This window comes from Kitasatospora sp. NPDC114501 (assembly GCF_055633695.1).
In genome coordinates, this window is the sequence record NZ_JBVKDS010000001.1 from 63,805 (window position 1) to 89,117 (window position 25,313).

Genomic DNA, 25,313 nt, shown 5'->3' on the forward strand with positions numbered 1-25,313 from the left:
CCCCGGAAAGCCCCCGCGTCCCCTTGGGGTGGCCCCCCACCCCCTCCGCAAACTGTAGCGGGCGCCCCCGCGGGCACGGCGGCCCCCCCGGGCCCCCCCCCCCGCCCCGGCCCATCCGCGGGCCCGCGCGACGGCATCTGTTCGGTATCAATTCGCCCAGGGCGTAGGGCAGACCTGGCGAAGAGGCCGGAATCACGGGCCCGGCAGAGTACCGTCGGATAGCGAGACCGAGCGCCGTCGGCGTTGACGGTCCACAGCACCAGGCCCCGGAACCCCTGCGGGGCCCCTGGCGAAGGGGAAGCACCTCGTGGCACGCATCGGAGACGGTGGCGACCTGCTCAAGTGCTCGTTCTGCGGCAAGTCCCAGAAGCAGGTGAAGAAGCTGATCGCCGGCCCAGGCGTGTACATCTGCGACGAGTGCATCGACCTGTGCAACGAGATCATCGAGGAGGAACTCGCCGAGACCTCCGAGGTGCGCTTCGAGGAGCTCCCGAAGCCCCGCGAGATCTACGAGTTCCTGGACCAGTACGTGGTCGGCCAGGACCTCGCCAAGAAGGCGCTGTCGGTCGCCGTCTACAACCACTACAAGCGCGTCCAGGCCGGCGAGGCGGGCCGCAGCGGTGGCAACGGCCGCGAGGACGCCATCGAGCTGGCCAAGTCGAACATCCTGCTGCTGGGCCCCACCGGCTCCGGCAAGACGCTGCTGGCGCAGACCCTGGCCCGGATGCTGAACGTGCCGTTCGCGATCGCGGACGCCACCGCGCTGACCGAGGCCGGCTACGTCGGCGAGGACGTCGAGAACATCCTGCTCAAGCTGATCCAGGCGGCCGACTACGACGTCAAGAAGGCCGAGACCGGGATCATCTACATCGACGAGATCGACAAGGTCGCGCGCAAGAGCGAGAACCCGTCGATCACCCGGGACGTCTCCGGCGAGGGCGTGCAGCAGGCCCTGCTGAAGATCCTGGAGGGCACCACCGCCTCGGTGCCGCCGCAGGGCGGGCGCAAGCACCCGCACCAGGAGTTCATCCAGATCGACACCACCAACGTGCTGTTCATCGTCGGCGGGGCGTTCGCCGGCCTGGAGCGGATCATCGAGGGCCGCGCGGGTGCCAAGGGCATCGGCTTCGGCGCCAACATCCGCTCCAAGCGGGAGTCGGACGCCAGCGACCACTTCCGCCAGGTGATGCCCGAGGACCTGGTGAAGTTCGGCATGATCCCCGAGTTCATCGGCCGTCTGCCGGTGATCACCAGCGTCCACAACCTGGACCGCGAGGCGCTGCTCCAGATCCTCACCGAGCCGCGCAACGCGCTGGTCAAGCAGTACCGCAAGCTGTTCGAACTGGACGGCGTGGAGCTGGAGTTCTCCCGGGACGCGCTGGAGGCGATCGCCGACCAGGCGATCCTGCGCGGCACCGGCGCGCGCGGGCTGCGGGCCATCATGGAGGAGGTGCTGATGTCCGTGATGTACGAGGTCCCCTCGCGCCAGGACGTCGCCCGCGTGGTGGTCACCGGTGACGTGGTCTCCAAGCACGCCATCCCCACCCTGGTGCCGCGCGACATGATCAAGCGCGAGCGCCGGGAGAAGAGCGCCTGACCCGGGCCTTCCGCACGCCGAAGGGGCCCCGCACCGGATCCGGTGCGGGGCCCCTTCGCGTGCTGCGCCCTACTTGGCGACCTTCATGGCGTCGCGGATCGCCCGGGTCTTCTCCGCGGCCTGGTCCGGGGTGATGCCCTGGCCGCCGGTGTCACCGGTGGCGGTCAGGCTCATCTTGGTGAAGGTCACCCGGCCGTAGGTGGACTTGTCGGCCCACACGCAGACCGTCGAGCCGGTCTTGCCGGCGAGGACGCTCATGACGCCGCAGCTGAGCTTGCCCGCGGAGGCACGGCTGTCCTTCGCCGGGTAGTCGGCCATCGGCGTGGTCCAGGTCGCCGCGCCGCTCGAGGACTTCGACTCGGTGATGATCTGGTCCGGGTCGTTGATGTCCCCGTAGATGCCGACCACCGACAGCGAGTCCACGTTCTTGACGTCGGTGCCCTTGCTGTAGCTGGCAACCAGCGCGTGCAGGTCCTTGCCGACCTTCGCGACGTCGGGCTTGCTCATGTCGGCGGCCTCCTCCTTCGCCGACTTCTGGACGTAGCCGTCCAGCAGCGTCTGCGGGGCGCTGAGCTTGTACTGGCCGCCCGCGTCGCTGCCGCCGAGGAACTTCCACGCCGCGAAGCCGCCGCCGCCCAGCACCAGCGCGCCGATCACCAGGCCGATGACCAGGCCGCCCTTGCCCTTGGGCTGGGGCGGCGGCGGGTAGCCCGGCTGCCCGTACGGGGCCTGCGGCGGCACGCCGTACGGCTGCTGGGGCGCGCCGTAGGGCTGCTGCTGCGGATAGCCGTACTGGGGCTGGGGCGCGCCGTAGGGCGGCTGCGGCTGGCCGTACTGCGGCTGGCCCCCGTAGGGCTGCGGCTGTCCCTGCGGGTACTGCTGTCCCTGGCCGTACATCTGCGTCTGCGCTCCCCCGCCGCATCCGCGGCCTGTCGTGGTGTCCGGTCGTTCCGTACCCGTCCGTTCCGCCGGACGAGTGCCCGGGCACGGTACCGCACGGCGCCCGGCCGGGGCCCGTCCGGGCGCGGCGGGTCCGCGGACCGAAAGCGGTTCGTGACCCACCCCCCGGTTACGTAAACTGTGCGTCGTGACCGACACGACGAACCAGCGCCCCGTGAGCACCTCTGCCGGGGACGAAGCAGCAACCCTCCCGACGACCTACACCCCCGCGGACGTAGAGGGCGAGCTGTACGAGCGCTGGGTAGAGCGTGGGTACTTCACGGCGGACGCGAAGAGCGACAAGCCGCCGTTCACCATCGTCATCCCCCCGCCGAACGTCACCGGCAGCCTGCACCTGGGCCACGCCTTCGAACACACGCTGATCGACGCCCTGGTCCGCCGCAAGCGCATGCAGGGCTATGAGGCCCTGTGGCAGCCCGGCATGGACCACGCCGGCATCGCCACCCAGAACGTGGTCGAGCGCGAGCTCGCCAAGGAGGGCAAGTCCCGCCACGACCTGGGCCGCGAGGCCTTCGTCGAGCGCGTGTGGAAGTGGAAGGCGGAGTCCGGCGGCCAGATCTCCGGCCAGATGCGCCGGCTCGGCGACGGCGTGGACTGGTCCCGCGAGCGCTTCACCATGGACGAGGGCCTGTCCCAGGCCGTCCAGACCATCTTCAAGAAGCTCTACGACGACGAGCTGATCTACCGCGCCGAGCGCATCATCAACTGGTGCCCGCGCTGCCTGACCGCCATCTCGGACATCGAGGTGGAGTACCAGGACGACGACGGCGAGCTGGTCTCGATCCGCTACGGCGAGGGCGAGAACTCCATCGTCGTCGCGACCACGCGCGCCGAGACGATGCTGGGCGACACCGCGGTCGCCGTCCACCCGGAGGACGAGCGCTACAAGCACATGGTCGGCACCGAGATCGAGCTGCCGCTGACCGGCCGCCGGATCCCGATCGTCGCCGACTCCCACGTCGACCCGGAGTTCGGCACCGGCGCCGTCAAGGTGACGCCCGCGCACGACCCGAACGACTTCGAGATCGGCCAGCGGCACAACCTGCCGAACATCGCCGTCATGGACGAGCACGCCGTCATCACCGTGCACGGCCCCTTCCTCGGCCTGGACCGCCTGGAGGCCCGCTCGGCGATCGTCGCCGCGCTGCGCGCCGAGGGCCGCATCGTCGCCGAGAAGCGCCCGTACGTCCACTCGGTGGGCCACTGCTCGCGCTGCAAGACCACCATCGAGCCGCGGCTGTCCATGCAGTGGTGGGTCAAGGTCGGCCCGCTCGCCCAGGCCGCCGGTGACGCGGTCCGCGACGGCAAGGTCAAGATCCACCCGCAGGAGATGGAGAAGCGGTACTTCGACTGGGTCGACAACCTGCACGACTGGTGCATCTCGCGCCAGCTGTGGTGGGGCCACCGCATCCCGGTCTGGTACGGCCCGAACGGCGAGATCGTCTGCGTCGGCCCCGACGAGCAGCCGCCGACCGGCGAGGGCTGGCACCAGGACACCGACGTCCTGGACACCTGGTTCTCCTCCGGCCTGTGGCCGTTCTCCACGCTCGGCTGGCCGGAGCAGACCGAGAGCCTCGCGAAGTTCTACCCGAACTCCGTCCTGGTCACCGGCTACGACATCCTGTTCTTCTGGGTCGCCCGGATGATGATGTTCGGCCTCTACGCGATGGACGGCACCCCGCCGTTCCACACCATCGCGCTGCACGGCATGGTCCGTGACCAGAACGGCAAGAAGATGTCGAAGTCCTTCGGCAACGTGGTCAACCCGCTGGACTGGATGGACAAGTACGGTTCCGACGCGCTGCGCTTCACGCTGGCGCGTGGTGCCAACCCGGGCGTCGACGTGCCGATCGGCGAGGACTGGGTCCAGGCGGCCCGCAACTTCGCCAACAAGATCTGGAACGCGACCCGCTTCGCGCTGATGAACGGCGCCACCGTCGAGGGCCCGCTGCCCGCGCCGGAGGAGCTGACCGCGACCGACCGCTGGATCCTGTCGCGCCTCAACAGCACCGTCGCCGAGGTGGACGGGCTGTACGAGGACTACCAGTTCTCCAAGCTCTCCGAGGCGCTGTACCACTTCGCGTGGGACGAGGTCTTCGACTGGTACGTCGAGCTCTCCAAGACCACCCTGGCCAAGGGCGGCCCGCAGGCCGACGCCGCGCGCCGGGTGCTCGGCGAGGTCCTGGACGTCACGCTGCGCCTGCTGCACCCGATCGTGCCGTTCGTCACCGAGACCCTGTGGACCACGCTGACCGGCGCCGAGTCGGTGGTCATCGCCGACTGGCCGCAGGACAGCGGCTACCGTGACGCCGCGGCCGAGGCCGAGATCGCCACGCTGCAGCAGGTCGTGACCGAGGTCCGCCGGTTCCGTTCGGACCAGGGGCTCAAGCCGGGCCAGCGCGTCCCGGCGCGGCTGGAGCTGGGCGCCACCGTGCTGGCCGCCCACGAGGACGCGATCCGCTCGCTGCTGCGGCTGACCGTCCCCGAGGAGGGCTTCACGGCCACCGCCTCGCTGCCGGTGGCCGGTGCCACCGTCTCGCTGGACCTCTCCGGCACCATCGACGTCGAGGCCGAGCGCAAGCGCCTGGCCAAGGACCTCGCGGCGGCCGAGAAGGAGAAGGCCCAGACCACCGCCAAGCTCGGCAACGAGGCGTTCCTCGCCAAGGCGCCGGACGAGGTGGTCGCCAAGATCCGTGGCCGCCAGGAGGCCGCCGAGGCCGACATCGCCCGGATCACCGCCCAGCTCGCGGCGCTGCCGCAGGGCTGAGCCCGGACCGGTCCCGAGGGGCCGCACACCGCGACACGCGGGGTGCGGCCCCTCGGGCTTTTTTCCGGGGCCCGCTTCCGGAACGGCTTCCCGGGTGCATTCACTACACCGAATAGCCCAGGAACATTGCTCCCTTCCGGCGAATTATCATCCTGCGACCGGGTGAGGTCCTATTCCGAGCGAATTGATTCCGGTCTTGCCCGCGCGCGTTCGCGGAAGTTTGCAGGTCCGCTGTGTACCGTGTGCACGGAGTTTCCGAATGGGCGTTTCCGCTGAGCGTTCCTGCTGAGCGACGGACGGGAGGGCATGGCGTGGTGGTGACCGAGGAGTTGGCCGACGAACTGCCTGCCGAGGTGGTCGAGGAGGCCAAGGCCAGGGCGGCGACCCTGCTGCTCGCGTTCCGGCACGGGAACCAGCTCGCGTTCGACCACGAGCTGGACCTGCTGTTCGCCGAGCACGCCGAGCGGGAGGTGACCACCCTGCTCACCTGGATCGCCGCCGAGGCCGTCCGCAAGGCGTACGCCCCCGAGGTCGGCGACCGGGTGCTGCGGGCGATGGCCCGGCGCGCCCCGGACGACACCGGCGGGGTCGAGGTGGACGAGGAGACCGCGAGCGCCGCCCAGCTGATCGAGGCGGTGGCGGCCGGCGAGGTGGCCGAGGTCCGCGGCCTGGTGGCGGCGACGCCCGACACCACCTTCCTGCTGGGCGGTTTGCTGCAGGGCGTCGCGATGATGCTGCCGCTGCTGCCGGACGGTGAACTGGCCGAGATCACGGCCGAGTTGCGCCGTCGGCACGGCGGCGCCGCGCATGTGCCGGAGGCCCGGGCCGGGGTCTGAGCCCGGGCCGCCGGCAGGCCGGACGCGCCGGTCACGGCATGGCGTGCAGGTGCGAGCCGATGGTGTTGGCGACCGGGTTGCCCGCCTTGGCGTCCCAGTTGGTCGACCAGGTCATCGCGCCGCCGATGCCCGGCCACGTGGTGTCCGGCCGGTAGCTGCCGCAGTTCGTGCCGGAGGCCAGGCAGTCCAGCGCGTTGTTGACGGTGCCGGCGGAGATGTACCCGCCGCCCGCGGCGCTGGTGGAGGCCGGCACTCCGAGGCCCACCTGATCGGGCCGCAGCCCGCCCTTGAGCTGGATGCAGGCCAGCGCGGTGAGGAAGTTCTCGGTGCCCTGGGAGTAGACGTTCCCGTCGCAGCCGTTCATCGCACCGGAGTTGTAGTACTGCATGTTGACGATGGTGAGGATGTCCTTCACGTTCAGCGCCAGTTTGAAGTACTCCATGCCGGTCGACTGCATGTCGATCGTCTGCGGCGCCATGGTGAGGACGAATCCGCTCCCCGCCTTTGCCGCCAGGGCGTGCAGCGCCTGGCCCATGTAGGTGGAGCTGATGCCGTTCTCCAGGTCGATGTCGATCCCGTCGAAGCCGTAGTCCTGCATCAGCGCCCAGGCGGTGCTGGTGAAGTTCGCGGCGGAGGCGGAATCGCCCACCCAGACCGTGCCGTTCTGCCCGCCGATCGAGAGCACCACCCGTTTCCCGGCGGCCCGCTTGGCCGCGATGTCGGCCTTGAACTGGGCGTCGGTGTAGCCGCCGAGGCGGGAGGAGAGGGCGGGGTCGAGGGTGAAGCTCAGGCCGCCGCGGGTGGCGGTGGCGTCCGCGAAGGAGACCGCGATGATGTCGTAGGCGGCGGGGACGTCGCTGATCCGCTGGACGGTGGCGCCGTTGTCGAAGTTCTGCCAGTAGCCGGTGAGGATGTGCTTGGGCAGGCCCGGGGGCTTGGTCGGGGTCGCCGTCGTCGTCGCGGTCGGGGAGGAGCTGCCGGTCCCGGTGGCCGTCGGGCTCGGCGAGGCGGTCGCGGTGCTGGTCGCGGTCGGGCTCGGGGACGGCTGGGGTCCGCCGGGCCCGAGCAGCGAGACGTCGTCGGCGGCGAAGGCCGGCTGCCCGTACCAGCCGTGCAGGTAGACCGTGACGCTGGTGGTGTTCGGGCCGGTGGTGAAGCCGGTGCTCAATTGGGACCAGGCGGTGCCGCCCGGGGTCCAGGTGCTGGGCTCGGTGCCGCCGGTGCCGCGGGCACCCAGGTAGACGTACGAGCCCTGCACCCAGGAGCTCAGGGTGTACGAGGAGGAGGGCTTCACCGCGACGGTCTGGGTGCACTCGCCGGTGTCGCTCCCGGCCGGGGTGGACCGCAGGGCGTAGCCGCCGGAGTGGGGGGTGGTGTTCTGGACGGTGCCGCTCGAACAGGTCCAGCCGGTCAGGTTCCCGCTCTCGAAGCCGCCGTTGGTGATCAGGTCGGTGTCGGCGGCGTGGGCGCCGGTGCCGCCGGCCAGGACGAGTCCGCCCAGGCCGATGACCAGGGCGCTCGCTCCGGCGAGCAGTGAGTGGACGGCGCGCGGGCGCCGGTGTCGGGCAGGTGGCATGACTCCATCTCCAGTGGGGGAGGCCCGGCGGCGCCTCGTGGGGGAGGAGCGCCGTCCGGGGTGTCGATGGTGCGCGTGGGAGCTACCGACAACTCAAGTCCCTGTCGGGAAAGGAGACTTGCCTCACAAGGTGGAGTAGACCAATTCTGCTGTCAAGGGGGCCTCAGGCGGCCAGCAGCTCGGACTCGATCCCGGCCGACTCGGCGATCGCCGCGGTCAGCGCGGCGATCCGGGCCGAGGCCAGGCCGTCCCCGTACGGGCTGGGGGTGGCCGCCAGCCGGGCGAGGCGCTCGGGGGTGTCGGAGAGCCAGGCGCGGGACAGGGTGCCCAGCTCATCGCCGGGCCGCACCAGCGCGGCGAAGCCGGCCGCCACCGCCTCCGGGCGCTCGGTGGAGCGGCGCACCACCAGCAGCGGGCGGCCGAGCACGGTGCACTCCTCCTGCACTCCGCCGGAGCCGGAGACCAGCAGCGCCGCGTGGCTCGCCAGGCCCAGGAAGTCGCCGTAGCCGACCGGACCGGTGACTGCCAGGCGTTCCAGCAGGCCGTCCAGGCCGAAGCGCTCGACGGCGGCCCGGGTGCGCGGGTGCATCGGGAACAGCACCGGGGTGCCGGCCCGGGCGATCCGGTCCAGCTCGGCGAGCACCGCGCCGAGCGCCTCGGCGGTGTCGGTGTTCTCCGGGCGGTGCACGGTGGCCAGCACGTACGCGTCCGGGCGCAGCCCGTGCGCGGCGAGCAGCGCGGCGCGGGCGGGCGCGTCCGGCAGCTGACGGCGGACCACCTCGACGACGGTGTTGCCGGTGAGCTCGATCCGCTCCTCGGCCAGCGACTCGGCGCGCAGGTTGGCGACGTTCTCGCCGGTGGCGGCGCAGAGCAGGTCGGAGACGTGGTCGACCATCACCCGGTTGTGCTCCTCGGGCATGGCCCGGTCGAAGCTGCGCAGCCCGGCCTCGACGTGGACCAGCGGGATCTCCCGGGCGTTGGCGGCCAGCGCGCCGGCCAGGGTGGCGTTGGTGTCGCCCTGGACGACCACGGCGACCGGGCGGTCCTCGGCGAAGGCGGCGTCCAGTTGGCCCAGCGACTGGGCGATCTGGCCGGCCCGGGGGCGGCCGCCGACACCGGTGAGCAGCTCGGGCTCGGGCAGGTCGAGGTCGCGCAGGAAGCGGCCGGACATCGCCTCGTCCCAGTGCTGGCCGGTGTGCACCAGCCGGGTGGCGTCGCCGAGCTCGTGGATCAGCGGGGCGAGCTTGACCAGCTCGGGGCGGGTGCCCAGGACGACGGCGACGCTGGACGGGGGCAGGCACGGGCTCATGCGGGAACTCCGGAGGCGGTGGGGGAGGGGAGGCGAGGGGGTGGGGGCGCGGGCGCGGGGCTCACGACTCGAGCGCGGTGGGGGCGCCCAGGGAGACCTTCTCGGCGTTGCGGCGGGTCTTGGCCCAGCCGTTGCGGCCGAGCAGCATCCGGACGGCGGCCCGGGTGGCGACCACGAACAGGTGGTAGGCGTAGAGCCAGACCAGGACGCCCCAGAGCAGGCCGGTGAGCCGGCCGCGGTCGGCGTGGACGAGCCGGCGGTAGGCGAAGCCCCAGAACACCATCGGCAGCGTGGCGAGCACGAAGACGAGCAGCATCCACGGGCCGAACCTGAGCTGGAACTCGGCGGTCTCCTCCGGGAAGAGCACCAGCCCGGCGCCGGTGATCCCGAGCGAGAGCGGGAAGAGCAGCACCAGCAGGACGCAGACCACCGGCTGGAGGAAGGTGTACAGCACCTCGGCCTTGCCGGCCACGGTGTAGTGCGGGGAGCGCAGCACCCGGCCGGTGTAGCGCAGGCACTGCATGTTGCCCTGGGCCCAGCGGGTGCGCTGGGTGAGGAAGCGGCGCAGCGAGATCAGGCCCTCCTGGGAGACCTGGGCCTCGGTGACGTGGGTGAGCCGCCAGCCGGCCAGCCGCAGGTCGAGGCCGGACTCGTAGTCCTCCAGCAGGGCGCGCTCCGGCCAGGGGCGCCCGGCCCGGCCCTCCTCGGCGGTCAGCGAGTCGAGGGCGGTGAGCCGGACGAACTGGCCGTTGCCGCCGAGGCCGACGCTGCCGGTGCGGCGGCGCAGCAGCTGCATGCCGGCGTTGTTGGCCTGGAACTCGACGTCCTGCATCCGCACCAGCGCGCGGGCCAGGGCGTTGGCGGCCCGGCCGCGGCCGGGCAGCGGGAGCTCGTCGTCGGCGTTGCGCATCCGGACGCCGATCTGGACGGCGCCGGTGTCCGGCCGGCCGAGCGCCTTGGCGTTGCAGACCTGGGCGAGGGTGCCCGGGTCGAGCTGTCCGTCGGCGTCGACCACGCCGATCACCACCCGGGAGCGGTCGGTGTCCTCGGGCAGCCAGGCGGAGATCTCCCGGTAAGCGGCGTTGAGGGCGGCGCCCTTGCCGATCCGGGCGTGCGGGCGGCGGCGCTGGACCAGGTGGACCCGCGGGTCGCGGGCCGCGGCGGCGAGCACCAGTTCGCGGGTGGCGTCCTCGCTGTCGTCGTCGATCACCCAGAGGTGGGCCTCGGGCGCGCTGGTCCGCAGGCCGTCCAGGGTCTGGGTGACCACGGCCTCCTCGTCGCGGCAGGGGATCACCAGGTGCCACTGGAGGGCGGCGGGGTCGCCGGGCTCGGCGGGCCGGTTGTGCCGGAAGGCGTGCCGGGAGCCCGCCCAGTACACGAGGAAGCGTCCGAAGACCAGGGCCAGGTAGCCGACGAGGGCCAGGGAGATCAGTCCGGCGAGCCAGACGACGGCGTCCCGGTGAAGCACGATCCACTCGTGCAGGGCGTCGGACATGGCGCAGTGCTCCTCGTGATCAAAGGCTAGAGACCCCTATCGGCTGCGAATCGATGCTTCGTTGCGGTTCGTAATCGCCAAATCAATAGTAAAGGGAGGAAACTAGATGATCATGGGAAAGAACGGGCAAAGTGGTCGTTCTCACCCCGTGAGGAGGACCGGCCAGCGCTCCGTAGACTGTGGTCGTGAGCGACAAGGCCGACCCGAACCCGTACACCATCCGCCCCGCCGACGGCGGCACCGGAGACGCCCTGCGTGACGTCGAGGCGGAGCTCTCCGAGCGCTGGCCGGAGAACAAGCTGGAGCCCTCGCTCGACCGGATCGAGGCGCTGATGGACATCCTGGGCCAGCCCCAGCGGTCCTTCCCCTCCATCCACATCACCGGCACCAACGGCAAGACCTCCACCGCCCGGATGATCGAGCAGCTGCTCAACGCCTTCGAGCTGCGCACCGGCCGCTACACCAGCCCGCACGTGGAGTCCGTCACCGAGCGGATCAGCCTGGACGGCGCCCCGATCACCCCCGAGCGCTTCGTCGAGGTCTACCGCGACATCGAGCCCTACGTGCGGATGGTCGACGCGGCGCAGCCGGTGCCGATGTCCTTCTTCGAGGTGCTGACCGGCATGGCCTACGCCGCCTTCGCCGACGCCCCGGTGGACGTCGCCGTGGTCGAGGTCGGCATGGGCGGCTCCTGGGACGCCACCAACGTCATCGACGCCGCCGTCGCGGTGATCACCCCGATCGGGCTGGACCACACCGACAAGCTCGGTGAGACCACCGGCGAGATCGCGGTCGAGAAGTCCGGGATCATCAAGACCGGCTCCGTCGCGGTCGTCGCCCAGCAGCAGCTGGACGCCGCCGAGACCATCCTGCGCCGCGCCGTCGAGATCGACGCCACGGTCGCCCGCGAGGGCATGGAGTTCGGCGTGATCCGCCGTGAACTCGCCGTCGGCGGCCAGCTGGTGACGCTGCGCGGCCTCGGCGGCGAGGAGTACGAGGACGTCTTCATCCCGCTGCACGGCGAGCACCAGGCGCACAACGCGGCCCTCGCGCTGGCCGCGGTCGAGGCCTTCTTCGGCGTCGGCGGCGCGCGCGGCGGGCAGCTGGACGTGGACAAGATCCGCCAGGCCTTCTCCGGCGTCTCCTCGCCGGGCCGCCTGGAGGTCGTCCGCCGCAGCCCCACGATCGTCCTGGACGCCGCCCACAACCCGCACGGCGCCCGCGCCACCGTGGCCGCGCTGACCGAGTCCTTCGGCTTCACCCGGCTCGTCGGCGTGATCGGCACCTCCGGGGACAAGGACGTGGCCGGCGTGCTGGAGGCCTTCGAGCCGATCCTGGCCGAGGTCGTCATCACCCAGAACTCCACCCACCGCGCGATGGACGCCGACGCGCTCGCCGCCCTGGCCGTCGAGGTCTTCGGCGAGGACCGCGTCCAGGTCGAGCCCCGGCTCGACGACGCCATCGCCGCCGCCGTCACCCTCGCCGAGGAGGAGGGCGACCTCGGCGGCGCCGGGGTGCTGGTCACCGGTTCGGTCATCACGGTGGGCGAGGCCCGCCTGCTGCTCGGAAGGAAGTGACATGAGGACGCTCTGCTCCTCGACGCTGATCGGCGAAGCGCTGCTGGTCCTCTTCGCCGCGCTGGTCGCGATGCGGCTCTCCGACGTCTCCGACGCGGAGATCTGGACGGTCAGCGGCATCGCGATGGCGCTGTGCGTCCTGCTCTGCGGCATGATCAACCGCCCCGGCGCGGTGCAGATCGGCTGGGCGCTGCAGATCGGCCTGATCGCCAGCGGCTTCATCCTGCCGACCATGTTCGGCCTCGGCGTGGTCTTCGCCGGCCTGTGGTGGTGCTCGGTGCACTACGGCCGCAAGGTGGACGAGTTCAAGGCCGCCCGGGCGGCCGCGGAGGCCGCCGCAGTACAGGTCTGAGGCCCGGACCGGCGGACCGACACGCCGTGTACGCGAGGTAATCTCTGCCGTGTCGGCACCCTTGTCGACCCGACTGTCTGCCGAACCGAATCCCCAGGAGACGCACCGTGTCCCAGCGCACTCTCGTCCTGCTCAAGCCCGACGCCGTCCGCCGCGGCCTGGCCGGCGAGATCATCAGCCGCATCGAGCGCAAGGCCGGCTGGCGGTTCGCCGCCATCGAGCTGCGCACCTTCGACCGGGCGACGCTGGAGCAGCACTACGCGGAGCACGTCGGCCGCCCGTTCTACGAGCCGCTGCTGGAGTTCATGACCTCCGGTCCGTCGATCGCGCTGATCGTCGAGGGCGAGGAGGTCGTCAAGGGCATCCGCATGCTGGCCGGCGCCACCAACCCGCTGGAGGCCGGGGCCGGCACCATCCGCGGCGACTACGCGACGATCACCCGCGAGAACCTGATCCACGCCTCCGACTCCCCGGAGTCCGCCGAGCGCGAGATCAAGATCTTCTTCCCCGCGCACGCCTGATTCGACGAGCGGGGCCGGGCGACACGCCCGGGGGACGTTCGTACCGCCCCGGTCGGGACCATTGGCCCGGCCGGGGCATTCTTATCGTGAAATAGGGAACTGGCGACGCCGACACGGCGTCCCAATCCTCGGAGATGCGATCACGCCCCGGACAATGGACGGTATGCCCCACGTCGACGTCCGTGCCGCGCGGCGTGACTACGATGGACGCGACTTAGGGCCCGGTAAGGCAGCTCAGCTGGTCTCCGCCCAAGCGTGGGCGCACATTCGTCCACCCCCCATGACTCCGAGCCCGGGAAGGCACCCACACCCCATGGCGAGCAACCTGTCGTTCATCGGCCGCGACTTGGCGATCGACCTCGGAACAGCCAACACGCTGGTGTACGTCAGGGGCAAGGGCATCGTCCTGAACGAGCCGTCCGTCGTCGCGGTGAACACCAACACCGGCGGGATCCTCGCCGTCGGCGCCGAGGCCAAGAAGATGATCGGCCGCACCCCGGGCAACATCGTCGCCATCCGCCCGCTCAAGGACGGCGTGATCGCCGACTTCGAGATCACCGAGCGGATGCTGCGGTACTTCATCCTCAAGATCCACCGCCGCCGCTACCTCGCCCGCCCGCGCGTCGTGGTCTGCGTGCCCTCCGGCATCACCGGCGTCGAGCGCCGTGCCGTCATCGAGGCCTCCTCGCAGGCCGGCGCGCGCCAGGTGCACATCATCGAGGAGCCGATGGCCGCCGCGATCGGCGCCGGCCTGCCCGTCCACGAGGCCACCGGCAACATGGTCGTCGACATCGGCGGCGGCACCACCGAGGTCGCGGTGATCTCGCTCGGCGGCATCGTCACCGCCCAGTCCATCCGGGTGGCCGGCGACGAGCTGGACAACGCGATCGTCCAGCACATCAAGAAGGAGTACTCGCTGCTCCTCGGCGAGCGCAGTGCCGAGCAGATCAAGATGAGCATCGGCAGCGCCTTCGGCCTGGAGGGCGAGAAGGACGAGCACGCCGAGATCCGCGGCCGCGACCTGGTCAGCGGTCTGCCCAAGACCGTGGTCATCTCCGCCGCCGAGGTCCGCGAGGCCATCGACGAGCCGGTCAACGCGATCATCGACGCGGTCAAGACCACCCTCGACCAGTGCCCGCCCGAGCTGGCCGGCGACGTCATGGACCGGGGCATCGTGCTCACCGGCGGCGGCGCCCTGCTGCGCGGCCTGGACGAGCGGCTGCGCCGCGAGACCGGCATGCCGATCCACATCGCGGAGAACCCGCTGGACTCCGTCGCACTCGGTTCCGGCAAGTGCGTCGAGGAGTTCGAGGCGCTCCAGCAGGTACTCGACGCCTCGCCGCGTCGTTGACAGGTCGCCGCACCGCCGGCACCACGCGCCACATCCGACACTCGACCGAACGGGCCGCCGCCCGGGCCCCACGGCCCGGGCCGGCGGCCAGGTACGAAGGGGCAGTACCAGCACCGTGAGGGACACCCGAGAGAGCCGGCTGCTGCTGATCCTGCTGGTGGCCGTCGCGTTCGCGCTGATCACCGTGGACATCAAGGGCGGCGAGGACTCCCCGCTCGGCCCGGCCCGACACGCCGCCGCCAGTGTCCTCGGACCGGTCGAACGCGGAGCCGCCACCGTCGTCGACCCGGTCGCCGACACCGTCCGCGCCTTCCGGGACGCGGCCACCGACAGCGGCCGCACCGACCAGCTCGCCCGCGAGAACACCGAACTGCGGCAGAAGCTCGCCTCCTCCGACATGGCCACCGGGCGCACCAAACAGCTGGACGACCTGCTGCGCACCGCCGGCGCCGGCGGCTACACCGTCAAGGCCGCCCAGGTCATCGCGATCGGCCCGGCCCAGGGCTTCTCCTGGACGATCACCGTCGACGCCGGCAGCGACGACGGCCTCACCCGCGACATGACGGTGATCAACGGTCAGGGCCTGGTCGGCCGGATCACCACCGTCGCCCCGACCACCGCCACCGTGCTGCTCGCCTCCGACCCCGGCTTCTCGGCCGGCACCCGGCTGGAGGGCACCGGCGAGATCGGCTTCGCCTCCGGCGGCGGCGACAGCCCGATGAAGGTCTCCCTGCTCAACGGCAAGGCCCAGGTCAAGGCCGGCGACCGGCTGGTCACCTTCGGCTCGCAGAGCGGCCGCCCGTTCGTGCCCGGCGTCCCGGTCGGCAAGGTCGTCGAGGTCCAGGCCAACGCCGGCCAGCTGACCAAGACCGTCCTGGTCGAGCCCTTCGTCCAGTTCACCCGGCTGGACCTGGTCGGCGTGGTGGTCGTGCCGCCGCGCGCCGACCCGCGCGACGCCGTCCTGCCGCCGGCGCCCGCCCCGGGCCAGCCGGCCGCCGCACCCGGCCCGGCCGCCGCACCCGGCCAGGTCCAGGCCGCCGCGCCCGCCGCCCCGCCCGCCAAGCCCACTGGGGGGAACTGAGCCATGCGCCTCGCCCGCATCCCCGTCTCCGCCGGCCTCGTCCTGTTCGGCCTGATCCTCCAGGTCAGCGTGTTCGGCCGGCTCCAGCTCCCGGGAGCCACCCCGGACATACTGCTGCTCGTCGTGGTCGGCCTGGCCATGGTCTACGGACCCACCGGCGGCTGCCTGGTCGGCTTCGCGGGGGGCCTGCTGGCCGACCTCGCGCCGCCCTCCGACCACGCGATCGGCCGCTACGCGCTGGTCCTCTGCCTGATGGGCTACGCCGCCGGGCTGCTGCGCCCGGACCACGGCCGCCAGCGCTCCGTCGGCGGCTCCCTGGTGGTGGTCGGCGCCGCGGCGATCGCCTCCACCCTGCTCTACGCGATGGTCGGCGCCCTGGTCGGCGACACCGCGGCCCGGCACGTCGGCCTCGGCGGACTGGTGATCAGCGCCCTGCTCTACGACCTGCTGCTGGCGCCCTTCGTGGTGCCGCTGGTGATGTACCTCGGCCGCCGCTTCGGGCGTGACCCGGTGGCCGCCGCGGACGACGACGAGAACGGTTCCGGCCTGGGCACGCTGGCCCGCTACCGCACCACCCGCGAGGCCTCCACCGGCCCGTCGTACAAGAAGCGGCGCGTGCCCGGCTTCGTCCGCCGCCCGTAGCCGGCCCGGCCCCCACCACCCGACCTCCCCGCATCCTGGAGCGCACGAGACGTGAGCAACATCCCCGAGACCGGCCGCACCCGACGGGTGACGATCCGTCTGGTGGTGCTGCAGATCCTGGTGCTGTCGCTGCTCGCCACCCTCGGCGGGCGGCTGTGGTACCTGCAGATCCGCAACGCCAAGGAGTACACCGCGAAGGCGACCGGCAACCACATCCGCGAGGTGGTCGAACCGGCCGTCCGGGGCGAGATCCTGGACGCCTCCGGGCGGGTGCTGGCCGGCAACGAGACCCGGCTGGTGGTCTCGGTCAGCCGCACCTCGCTGCTCCAGCAGAAGGACGGCGGCAAGGCGGTGCTCGCCCGGCTGGCCGAAGTGCTGGGGATGCCCGCCAAGGACGTGCAGGAGAAGGTCCGGCTCTGCGACGCCAAGACCCCGCAGCCCTGCTGGAACGGTTCGCCATACCAGCCGATCCCGGTCACCAAGGAAGCGACCACCCAGCAGGCGATGCAGATAATGGAGCGCCGCGAGGACTTCCCCGGAGTCACCGCGCAGCCCACCGCCGTGCGCCGCTACACCGGCGCCGAGGGCGCCAACATGGCCCAGGTGCTCGGCTACCTCTCGCCGGTCACCGACGAGGAGGTCAGCAAGACCGCCGGCAAGACCGGCCTGGACCGCTACCTGCCGGCCGACCAGATCGGGCGGGCCGGCCTGGAGTCGGTGTACGACCGCGACCTGCGCGGCACCGCGGGCATCACCAAGCTGGAGGTGGACAACCTCGGCCGGGTGATCGGCAACGCCGGCACCGTCGCCCCGCAGACCGGTGACAACCTGGTCACCAGCATCGACGCCCGGGTGCAGAAGGTGGTCGAGGACAACCTGGCGCAGGCCATGGCCGACGCCCGGAAGACCTTCGACAAGGTCACCAACCGCAACTACGAGGCCGACTCCGGCGCCGCCGTGGTGATGGACGTGCACACCGGGCGGATCGTCGCGATGGCGAGCGCCCCGACCTACGACCCCAACCTCTGGGTGGGCGGCATCAGCGGCAAGGACTACCAGTCGCTGACCAGCAAGGAGTCCAACTTCCCGCTGCTGAACCGGGCCATACAGGGTCAGTCCGCCCCCGGCTCGACCTTCAAGGTCATCTCCACCACCGCCGCGGTGCAGGCCGGCTACCCGCTCGACGGCACCTACCCGTGCCCGAAGAGCCTGGTCATCGGCGGCCGCGAGTTCAAGAACTTCGAGAGCGAGAGCTTCGGCTCCATCACGCTGGAGAAGGCGCTCGAGGTCTCCTGCGACACCGTCTTCTACGGCCTGGCGAACGACCAGTGGCTGAAGGACGGCGGCATCAAGCCGAAGAAGGAGCCGGCCGACTGGTTCTTCAAGACCGCCCACGAGTTCGGCCTCGGCGCCAAGACCGGCATCGACCTGCCGTCCGAGGTCCCCGGCCGGGTGCCGGACCGGCAGTGGAAGCAGTCCTTCTACGACAACAACAAGGACGCCTGGTGCGCCCAGGGGCAGAAGGGCGGCAACAGCTACTCCGACCAGATCGCCCGGGAGAACTGCGTCGACGGCTACCAGATGCGCGCCGGTGACGCCGTCAACTTCGCGATCGGCCAGGGCGACACCCTCGTCACCCCGGTCCAGATGGCCCGGATCTACTCGGCGCTGGCCAACGGCGGCACCTTCTACCGGCCGACCGTCGCCAAGGCGGTGATAAGCCCGAGCGGGGACCTCGTCCGCGAGATCGCCCCGCAGGCGGACGCCAAGTTCCCCGGTGACGAGAAGCTGCTCAGCTACATCAACCAGGCCACCGAGGGCGTCGTCAAGAGCGGCACCGCGGCCTGGAAGTTCGCGCAGGCCGGCTGGCCGCAGGACAAGATCGCGCTGCACGCCAAGACCGGCACCGCCGAGGTCGAGGGCAAGCAGACCACCTCCTGGCTGACCACGTACAGCAAGGACTACGCCGTCGTCATGACGATAAGCCAGGGCGGCACCGGCTCCGGCGGCTCCGGCGACGCCGTCCGCCGGATCTACCAGGCGCTGTACGGCGTGGACGACAAGGGCGTCATCGACAACGCCAAGGCGCTGCTGCCCGCGCCGCAGGCCGAGCTGCCGAAGTTCAACCCGGACGGCACCGCCATCATCAAGCCGGTCTCGTACGGCGCCGACGCGCCCCGGGGCGCCCAGGCCCCGGCCGCCGCGGCGGCCGCGGCGACGCTCGACACGGCCACGGCGCGGCCGGCCCCCGCGACGGCGTTCCTGGACCAGGCGCCGCCGGCCCCCGCGACGGCCTTCCTGGACCAGGCGCCGCCGGCCGACCGTCCGGCGGCGTACACCGCGGCGAACGCCGCGCTCGAACCCACGCGCGGACCGGGAAGGGGACGGGCATGACCTCCTACGGCTCGTACCGGCAGCTGCGGCTGGCCCCGCAGCGCCACGGGGTCTCCAAGGCCCTGGCCAAGGACTCCCCGCTCTGGCGGCTGGACTGGATACTGCTGCTGGCCGCGCTGGCCCTCTCGGCCGGCAGCTCACTGCTGGTCTGGTCGGCCACCCGCGGACGCGACTCGCTGACCCACGGGGACCCGCAGTACTTCCTGTACCGGCACCTGACCAACTTCGTGGTCGGGCTGGTGCTGTGCTCCGTGGTGATAGCCATAGGGAGCCGGCGGTTCCGCACCATCGTGCCGTTCCTGTACGTCGGCGTGATCGTGCTGCTGCTGGCGACGCTCAGCCCGCTGGGCTCGACCATCAACGGCGCCCACTCGTGGATCCAGCTCGGCGGCGGCTTCTCGATCCAGCCCGCCGAGTTCGCGAAACTCACGATCGTGCTGGCGATGGCGGTCGTGCTGTCGGACCAGGTGGACGCGGGGGAGCGGGAGTTCCCCTCGCACCGGGCGGTGTTCCGGGGGCTGATCTGGGCCGGGCTGCCGATGGCCATAGTGATGCTGATGCCCGACGCCGGCTCGGTGATGGTGATGGCCGCGATCGTGCTGGGCATCCTGCTCGGCTCCGGCGCGGCGAACCGCTGGGTGCTCGGCCTGCTGATGGCGGGCGCCGCCGGGTGCGTGGCGATCTGGAAGTTCGGGCTGCTGAGCCAGTACCAGATCGACCGCTTCGCCGCCTTCGCCAACCCCCAGCTGGACCCGAACGGCGTCGGCTACAACACCGCGCAGGCCCGGATCGCGATCGGCTCCGGCGGACTGACCGGCAAGGGGCTGTTCCACGGCACCCAGACCGTCGGGCAGTTCGTGCCGGAGCAGCAGACCGACTTCGTGTTCACCGTGGCCGGCGAGGAGCTGGGCTTCGTCGGGGCGCTGGCGATCATCGCGCTGGTCGGCGTGATCCTCTGGCGGGCCTGCCGGATCGCCCGGCAGGCGACCGACCTGTACGGGACGATCGTGGCGGCCGGGGTCATCGCCTGGCTGTCCTTCCAGGCCTTCGAGAACATAGGGATGTGCCTGGGCATCATGCCCGTCGCGGGCATCCCGCTGCCGTTCGTCTCGTACGGCGGCTCCTCGATGTTCGCCAACTGGATGGCCATCGGGCTGCTCCAGGCGGTGCGCAGCCAGCGGCCGATAGCGGCCTGACCCGCGCTTCACGGCGGGGCCGGTCCGGGACTCTCCCCGGGCCGGCCCCGCTCTGTCGTCGGCGGCCGGCCCGGGGCCCGGGAGAGCTCCTGGACGAGGCAGTCGGCGGTGGTGAGGACGGCGCGCGTCTGGTGGGCGAGCTGCTCCTGGACCGGGACCCAGCGGGCGCCGAAGCGCAGGCGCAGCCGGTCCAGGCTGTCGGCGACGACGGCGCGGGCACGGTCCCGAGCGGCCTCGGCGGCCGGACCGCGGGCGTCGGCGAGCAGCCGCAGCAGCACCGACGCGACCCGCAGGGGCACGCGGGCCGCGACCAGCCCGGCGGTGGTCACCCGGGAGACGGTGAGCGGCTCGGCGCCCCAGCGCTCCAGCCACTCCTCGGCCACCCGCGGGGCGACCGCCAGGCTGAACCCGGCGGTGCGCAGCAGCGCCCCGCCCGCCTCGTGGCCGTCCGCGGGGACGCTCGGGAGCAGGGCGGCGAGCTCCGCGGCACGCGCGGTGAGGTCCCGGGCGGCCGCCGCGAGGGCCTGCGCCCCGGCCGGGTGGAGCCGGGAGTCAGCGACCGCGTCGACGGCCCACATCGGGACCTCCAGCACCGCGGTGACCGCGCCGTACCGGGTCGCGTAGGACCAGGTGGACAGCTCGGGCTCGTCCGGCAGGGCGCGGGAGCCCCCGGCGCCCGGGGCCGGCATCAGATAGGTGCCGGGGTCCGGGCTGGCCCAGCCGACCGCGTCGAAGGAGTCCACGTCGAGCGGGACGCCGGCCCGCTCCGCGGAGCGGGCGAACCGCCCGGCCAGGCCCCGGACCGGGCGGGTGAGCTGGACGAACGCCCCGCCGAAGTCCACCCCGTGCAGCGAGCACTGGAGGAACGGGCGCAGCTCGTCGATCAGGCCGGTCAGCGCCAGGCTCTCCGGCATCGGAGGGCGGCCGGAGCCGGGGGCGGGCAGCAGTTCGGGCTGCTCCTCGAAGGAGGGGCGGAAGAAGTGCTCGTAGTGGCGCCGCATGGTGAGCGGGCCGTCCAGCCAGCCGGCGTTGAGCGCGGCGCCGTCCGGGTCGAGGCAGAGCAGCAGGTGCCAGGAGAGCCCGGGGCGGGCGGGGCGGTCCAGCAGCACCTCGGCGAGCCGGACCGTCCCGGCGGTGCCGATCGGCTCGTTGGGGTGCGGGCCGCCGACCACCAGCACCGCGCGCGGCCCGCGGTCCACCGAGAGCAGCATCAGCGGGCGCCCGGCCCTGGAGCGGCCCACCTCGCGCAGCCGACAGCGGTCCGGGTGCCGCAGCGCGAGCCGCCGCGCGGCGGACTCGGCCTGGGCCGGCGTCGGGTAGCGGGCCGGCCGGGCGTCGAGGGGCCGGAGGGGGCGGATCCGCCGACCGGTGTCGGCCATGGTTCTCCTTGCGCCGGTCGTACGGCCGCCGGGGCGCGGGCGTGCGGGTGCGCCGCCGGGCACAGCGTGCACGGCGTGCGGGCGGGGGACGGGGGCGGGACGGGCTGGGGCGTGGCACCGCGGGCCGGGGAACGGCGGCCGAGCGGACCAGGGGCGGGGCCTGGCAGGGGCGGACGGGGCCGCGCCGGGGCGGCCCGTGGTGAGGGAGGGTCGTGCCGGCCGGAAAACCGACGAGGGCCGAGCGTACGACTCAACTTCCTTGTCCGGAAGGGGTGCAGGTGTCTTTGGCGGAGCCCTGTCAGTACCGCACGGCCCGTTCGGGCGTGTCAACGGCGGACGGCGCCGGCCGGCGGGCGCGCACCGCGCGTGCCGGGGCGGGCGCCGTAGGGTGCGGGCGGAGACCGGCGGACGGCGGCGGACACCGGGGGACGGCGGCGGACACCGGGGGTGCGGGCGGACGCCGGCCGGGTCGCGCCGGAGCGCGGAGTGCCCCCGGACCGGGCTGACGGGCCGTTCCCCGGATTGGGCTACCCTTGAGGGTCACCCCTCCCGTGCCGACTCGCGGCACCGAATCACGTCGTAAGGGTTCCTAGTACATGACTGTCGAATCGGTCTTCCCACGCCTGGAGGCACTCCTCCCGCACGTCCAGAAGCCGATCCAGTACGTCGGCGGCGAGCTGAACTCGACCGTCAAGGACTGGGACGCCTGCGACGTCCGTTGGGCGCTGATGTACCCCGACGCCTACGAGGTCGGCCTGCCCAACCAGGGCGTCATGATCCTCTACGAGGTGCTGAACGAGCGCGAGGGCGTACTCGCCGAGCGCACCTACAGCGTCTGGCCGGACCTCGAGGCGCTGATGCGCGAGCACGGCGTCCCGCAGTTCACCGTCGACGCCCACCGCCCGGTGAAGGCCTTCGACGTGTTCGGGCTGTCGTTCTCCACCGAGCTCGGCTACACCAACATGCTGACCGCCCTCGACCTGGCCGGCATCCCGCTGGAGGCCCGCGACCGCACCGACGAGGACCCGATCGTCCTGGCCGGCGGCCACGCGGCCTTCAACCCGGAGCCGATCGCGGACTTCATCGACTGCGCCGTGGTCGGCGACGGCGAGCAGGCCGTGCTCGACATCACCGACATCATCCGGGCCTGGAAGACCGAGGGCCGCCCGGGCGGCCGGGACGAGCTGCTGCTGCGCCTGGCCCGCACCGGCGGGGTCTACGTCCCGAAGTTCTACGACGTGGAGTACCTGGCCGACGGCCGGATCGGCCGCGTCGTGCCGAACGCCCCGGGCGTGCCGTGGCGGGTGTCCAAGCACACCGTGATGGACCTGGACGAGTGGCCGTACCCGAAGCAGCCGCTGGTCCCGCTCGCGGAGACGGTGCACGAGCGGATGTCCGTGGAGATCTTCCGCGGCTGCACCCGCGGCTGCCGCTTCTGCCAGGCCGGCATGATCACGCGCCCCGTGCGGGAGCGAAGCATCACCGGCATCGGCGAGATGGTGGAGCGCGGGCTCAAGGCGACCGGCTTCGAGGAGGTCGGCCTGCTGTCGCTGTCCAGCGCCGACCACACCGAGATCGGCGACATCGCCAAGGGCCTGGCGGACCGCTACACCGAGGACAAGATCGGCCTGTCGCTGCCGTCCACCCGCGTCGACGCCTTCAACATCGACCTCGCCAACGAGCTGTCCCGCAACGGGCGCCGCTCGGGCCTCACCTTCGCCCCCGAGGGCGGCAGCGAGCGCATGCGCAAGGTGATCAACAAGATGGTGTCGGAGGAGGACCTGATCCGCACCGTCGCCACCGCGTACGGCAACGGCTGGCGCCAGGTGAAGCTGTACTTCATGTGCGGCCTGCCCACCGAGACCGACGAGGACGTGCTCCAGATCGGCGAGATGGCGAAGAACGTCATCCAGAAGGGCCGCGAGGTCACCGGCCAGAACGACATCCGCTGCACCGTCTCCATCGGCGGGTTCGTGCCCAAGCCGCACACCCCGTTCCAGTGGGCCCCGCAGCTGTCCGCCGAGGCCACCGACGCCCGCCTGGCCAAGCTGCGCGACTCGATCCGCGGCGACCGCAAGTACGGCAAGAACATCGGCTACCGCTACCACGACGGCAAGCCCGGCATCGTCGAGGGCCTGCTCTCCCGCGGTGACCGCCGGGTCGGCGCGATCATCCGCGAGGTCTACGAGGACGGCGGCCGCTTCGACGGCTGGCGCGAGTACTTCTCGTACGACCGCTGGATGGCCTGCGCCGAGAAGGGCCTGGCCGGCACCGGCGTCGACGTCGACTGGTACACCACCCGCGAGCGCTCCTACGAGGAGGTGCTGCCCTGGGACCACCTGGACAGCGGCCTCGACAAGGACTGGCTCTGGGAGGACTGGCAGGACGCCCTGGAGGAGGTCGAGGTCGACGACTGCCGCTGGACCCCGTGCTTCGACTGCGGCGTGTGCCCGCAGCTCGGCCTCGACATCCAGATCGGCCCCACCGGCAAGAAGCTGCTCCCCTTGACGGTCGTCAACAAGTAGTGCTGTGCCCGTTCCGTCGGCCCCGTCCCGATGCGGGGCCGACGGCGTCGGCGGGACCATCCGCGAACGCGTCCCGCTTGACGATCAGGCCCTCCTCCGCGTCCGGCGGGACGACCAGCTCCAGTCCCACCTCGGGCGCTCGCTGTCCGGAGATCTTCGTCCGGCGGACACGACAGATGACCCGCGCCCGGCGAAGGTCGCCCGCCATCGTCGCGGTTCCCTCCCGCTGCCACCGGTCGCGGAAGGTCTCGCCGCTCGATGACAGCGTCCAGCAGGGTCGCGTGGGCCCGTCCTCCCCGCCCGTCCCGACCTGATACTCCCGAACATGGACGGGAAGAGCCCCCAGCCTGGTCATGACGTCGGCGAAGAGCCTTTCGTACACGGCGCCCGGTTGCGGAGCTCCCAGACCTCCGCTCGGACAGGTGCGACAGCGCAGGTAGGCATACGTGCGTTGATTCGTCCGCGTTCGCTGGACCGTCATGTTGGTGTCGCAGTCAGCACACACCAAGACCCCCAGGAACTCGGTCGCGCCGCCGGGGCTCCGGCGCGGCTGAGGGGTGGCCCTACGGTCGAGAGCCGCCTGTAGCGCCTGCCACTCCGGCTCGCTGAAGATCGGTTCTGCCACCCGGACGGGGGCGCCGTGCCGATCACGCACGATTCTCGACTGGCGGGTGCGCGCCTCGGCGTCCATCTCGACCCGCCACCCGCGCAGCGCCGGGTTCCGCAACCGCCGCAGGAGTGTTGCGGCAGTCCATCGGCCTCCGCCGCCGGTGGGGATCCCGGCCCGGAGGAGTACTGCGGCCATCCGCCGTGCCGAGACCCCGCGCAGAGCCGCGCCATAGCACCAGTGCAGCACGCGGTGGGCTTCGCTCTCCACGACGAGCTTCCCGGTGGCGTTCGTCGTGTAGCCGTAGGGGGGTTTGCCGACGAGCCAGTCGGACTGGGTCTTTGCGTACGCCCAGAGACTGGTGATGCGCGTGCTGGTGCCGCCCGCCTCGAGCTCCGCCATTTCGCCGATCACCTTGGCGAGTTCCCTGCCCGCGGCCGTGGACAGATCGATGGCCTCGTGCTTGGAGACCAGGTTCTTCCCGTGATCCGCGCACCACGTGATCATGACGTCGAGGTCGCTCAGACGGCGGACGAAGCGGTCCAGTTTCCAGAAGAGCAGGATGTCGAAGTCGGGGGCCCGATCATTCAGCCAGAGTCCCAGCTGCCGACGCTTCCACGGCGAGACCCGGGTCGCGGAGGCGTTCAGGTCACTGGCGACCCCGACGACGCGGAAACCACGCTCCCGGGCCAGTAGCCGTAGATCGAGTTCCTGGCGTACCGGTGACGTGGTGTCGGTGGTGAAGGCCGAGAGCCTCACCGAGAGAAGAGCGCGAGGTGCGTTTCGTGGCAGTCGCTCTTCCTCCTCCAGCAATTCGTCGCGGAGCGCGAGGTCGTTCTCGCGCCAGTGCACCTGCGGGGCGGACCGCATCGGTTCCGTGTTCATAGCCCGACCAACGAGGCAGCCGGGCGCCGGATGTGGTCGTGTCGGTTTTTGTCCGCGGATGGACACCTACATCCAGAGCGGCGCGGTCGGCGAGAAGCTGCTCCCCCTGACGGTCGTCGACAAGTAGCGCGTCTCACATCCGCGACCCCGGCCGGAACGATCTGCTGGGGTCGCGGCGTGCGGCGGGGGCGAGCTGACCAGGGGCGGAGCGAGGCGGGTGGCGGGGCGCGTACCCTTTGAGGTGACAGAGTCCGGGCAGTGGC

General features: G+C 71.7%; 18 protein-coding genes. 12 read left to right on the plus strand and 6 right to left on the minus strand.

Going from position 1 to position 25,313, the window contains the following annotated elements; genetic code table 11:
- Positions 1–307: 307 nt before the first annotated feature.
- Entirely contained in the window at positions 308–1,597 is a 1,290-nt protein-coding gene (gene clpX / locus ACZ7RU_RS00310; protein ID WP_045696864.1) for an ATP-dependent Clp protease ATP-binding subunit ClpX, read from the plus strand.
- 69 nt (positions 1,598–1,666) lie between these two features.
- Here clpX and ACZ7RU_RS00315 read toward each other — a convergent pair whose 3' ends face one another.
- The gene (locus ACZ7RU_RS00315; protein ID WP_470338727.1) at positions 1,667–2,494 is read right to left on the minus strand and encodes a hypothetical protein; all 828 of its coding nucleotides are present in this window, start codon (positions 2,492–2,494) and stop codon (positions 1,667–1,669) included.
- Between the two features lie 190 nt (positions 2,495–2,684).
- Between ACZ7RU_RS00315 and ACZ7RU_RS00320 the strand changes: the two genes are divergently transcribed.
- On the plus strand, positions 2,685–5,324 hold the full coding sequence (locus ACZ7RU_RS00320; protein ID WP_470338728.1) for a valine--tRNA ligase: 2,640 nt from the start codon (positions 2,685–2,687) through the stop codon (positions 5,322–5,324).
- Between the two features lie 311 nt (positions 5,325–5,635).
- Entirely contained in the window at positions 5,636–6,160 is a 525-nt protein-coding gene (locus ACZ7RU_RS00325) for a hypothetical protein (protein ID WP_470338729.1), read from the plus strand.
- Positions 6,161–6,191: 31 nt separating this feature from the next.
- Here ACZ7RU_RS00325 and ACZ7RU_RS00330 read toward each other — a convergent pair whose 3' ends face one another.
- The 3 genes from ACZ7RU_RS00330 to ACZ7RU_RS00340 all read right to left on the minus strand — a co-directional run bounded on the left by ACZ7RU_RS00330 (position 6,192) and on the right by ACZ7RU_RS00340 (position 10,540).
- Positions 6,192–7,736, minus strand: a complete 1,545-nt coding sequence (locus ACZ7RU_RS00330) for a chitinase (RefSeq protein ID WP_470338730.1) — start codon at positions 7,734–7,736, stop codon at positions 6,192–6,194.
- A gap of 163 nt (positions 7,737–7,899) precedes the next feature.
- Positions 7,900–9,045: a non-hydrolyzing UDP-N-acetylglucosamine 2-epimerase gene (gene wecB, locus ACZ7RU_RS00335; protein ID WP_470338731.1), complete on the minus strand. Its 1,146-nt coding sequence runs from the start codon at positions 9,043–9,045 to the stop codon at positions 7,900–7,902.
- Between the two features lie 61 nt (positions 9,046–9,106).
- Positions 9,107–10,540: a glycosyltransferase family 2 protein gene (locus tag ACZ7RU_RS00340; RefSeq protein ID WP_470338732.1), complete on the minus strand. Its 1,434-nt coding sequence runs from the start codon at positions 10,538–10,540 to the stop codon at positions 9,107–9,109.
- Positions 10,541–10,725: 185 nt separating this feature from the next.
- Between ACZ7RU_RS00340 and folC the strand changes: the two genes are divergently transcribed.
- From folC to rodA, 8 genes are all read left to right on the plus strand, one after another.
- Positions 10,726–12,117, plus strand: a complete 1,392-nt coding sequence (gene folC / locus ACZ7RU_RS00345; RefSeq protein WP_470338733.1) for a bifunctional tetrahydrofolate synthase/dihydrofolate synthase — start codon at positions 10,726–10,728, stop codon at positions 12,115–12,117.
- A gap of 1 nt (position 12,118) precedes the next feature.
- A complete protein-coding gene (locus ACZ7RU_RS00350; protein WP_470338734.1) occupies positions 12,119–12,469 on the plus strand; it encodes a DUF4233 domain-containing protein in 351 nt (116 codons plus the stop codon).
- 107 nt (positions 12,470–12,576) lie between these two features.
- Positions 12,577–12,990: a nucleoside-diphosphate kinase gene (gene ndk, locus ACZ7RU_RS00355; protein ID WP_224277488.1), complete on the plus strand. Its 414-nt coding sequence runs from the start codon at positions 12,577–12,579 to the stop codon at positions 12,988–12,990.
- Positions 12,991–13,315: 325 nt separating this feature from the next.
- On the plus strand, positions 13,316–14,341 hold the full coding sequence (locus ACZ7RU_RS00360) for a rod shape-determining protein (RefSeq protein WP_049648984.1): 1,026 nt from the start codon (positions 13,316–13,318) through the stop codon (positions 14,339–14,341).
- Positions 14,342–14,456: 115 nt separating this feature from the next.
- Entirely contained in the window at positions 14,457–15,422 is a 966-nt protein-coding gene (mreC, locus tag ACZ7RU_RS00365; RefSeq protein ID WP_470338735.1) for a rod shape-determining protein MreC, read from the plus strand.
- 3 nt (positions 15,423–15,425) lie between these two features.
- Positions 15,426–16,064 carry a rod shape-determining protein MreD gene (gene mreD / locus ACZ7RU_RS00370; protein ID WP_470338736.1) on the plus strand — a complete coding sequence of 213 codons (639 nt, stop codon included), beginning with the start codon at positions 15,426–15,428 and terminating at the stop codon, positions 16,062–16,064.
- Positions 16,065–16,115: 51 nt separating this feature from the next.
- On the plus strand, positions 16,116–18,458 hold the full coding sequence (gene mrdA, locus ACZ7RU_RS00375; RefSeq protein WP_470338737.1) for a penicillin-binding protein 2: 2,343 nt from the start codon (positions 16,116–16,118) through the stop codon (positions 18,456–18,458).
- The gene (gene rodA / locus ACZ7RU_RS00380; protein WP_470338738.1) at positions 18,455–19,654 is read left to right on the plus strand and encodes a rod shape-determining protein RodA; all 1,200 of its coding nucleotides are present in this window, start codon (positions 18,455–18,457) and stop codon (positions 19,652–19,654) included. Before mrdA ends, rodA begins: the two co-directional genes overlap by 4 nt.
- Before the next feature lie 8 nt (positions 19,655–19,662).
- On the opposite strand, the gene ACZ7RU_RS00385 is transcribed toward rodA, so the two are convergent.
- Entirely contained in the window at positions 19,663–21,033 is a 1,371-nt protein-coding gene (locus tag ACZ7RU_RS00385; RefSeq protein ID WP_470338739.1) for a M14 family zinc carboxypeptidase, read from the minus strand.
- Between the two features lie 596 nt (positions 21,034–21,629).
- Here ACZ7RU_RS00385 and ACZ7RU_RS00390 point away from each other — a divergent pair.
- Positions 21,630–23,558 (plus strand): TIGR03960 family B12-binding radical SAM protein, encoded by a 1,929-nt coding sequence (locus ACZ7RU_RS00390; protein ID WP_470338740.1) that lies wholly within the window; start codon positions 21,630–21,632, stop codon positions 23,556–23,558.
- Here ACZ7RU_RS00390 and ACZ7RU_RS00395 read toward each other — a convergent pair.
- Positions 23,548–25,050, minus strand: a complete 1,503-nt coding sequence (locus ACZ7RU_RS00395; RefSeq protein ID WP_470338741.1) for a recombinase family protein — start codon at positions 25,048–25,050, stop codon at positions 23,548–23,550. The two genes, ACZ7RU_RS00390 and ACZ7RU_RS00395, sit on opposite strands and share 11 nt — an antisense overlap.
- Positions 25,051–25,313: the final 263 nt, after the last annotated feature.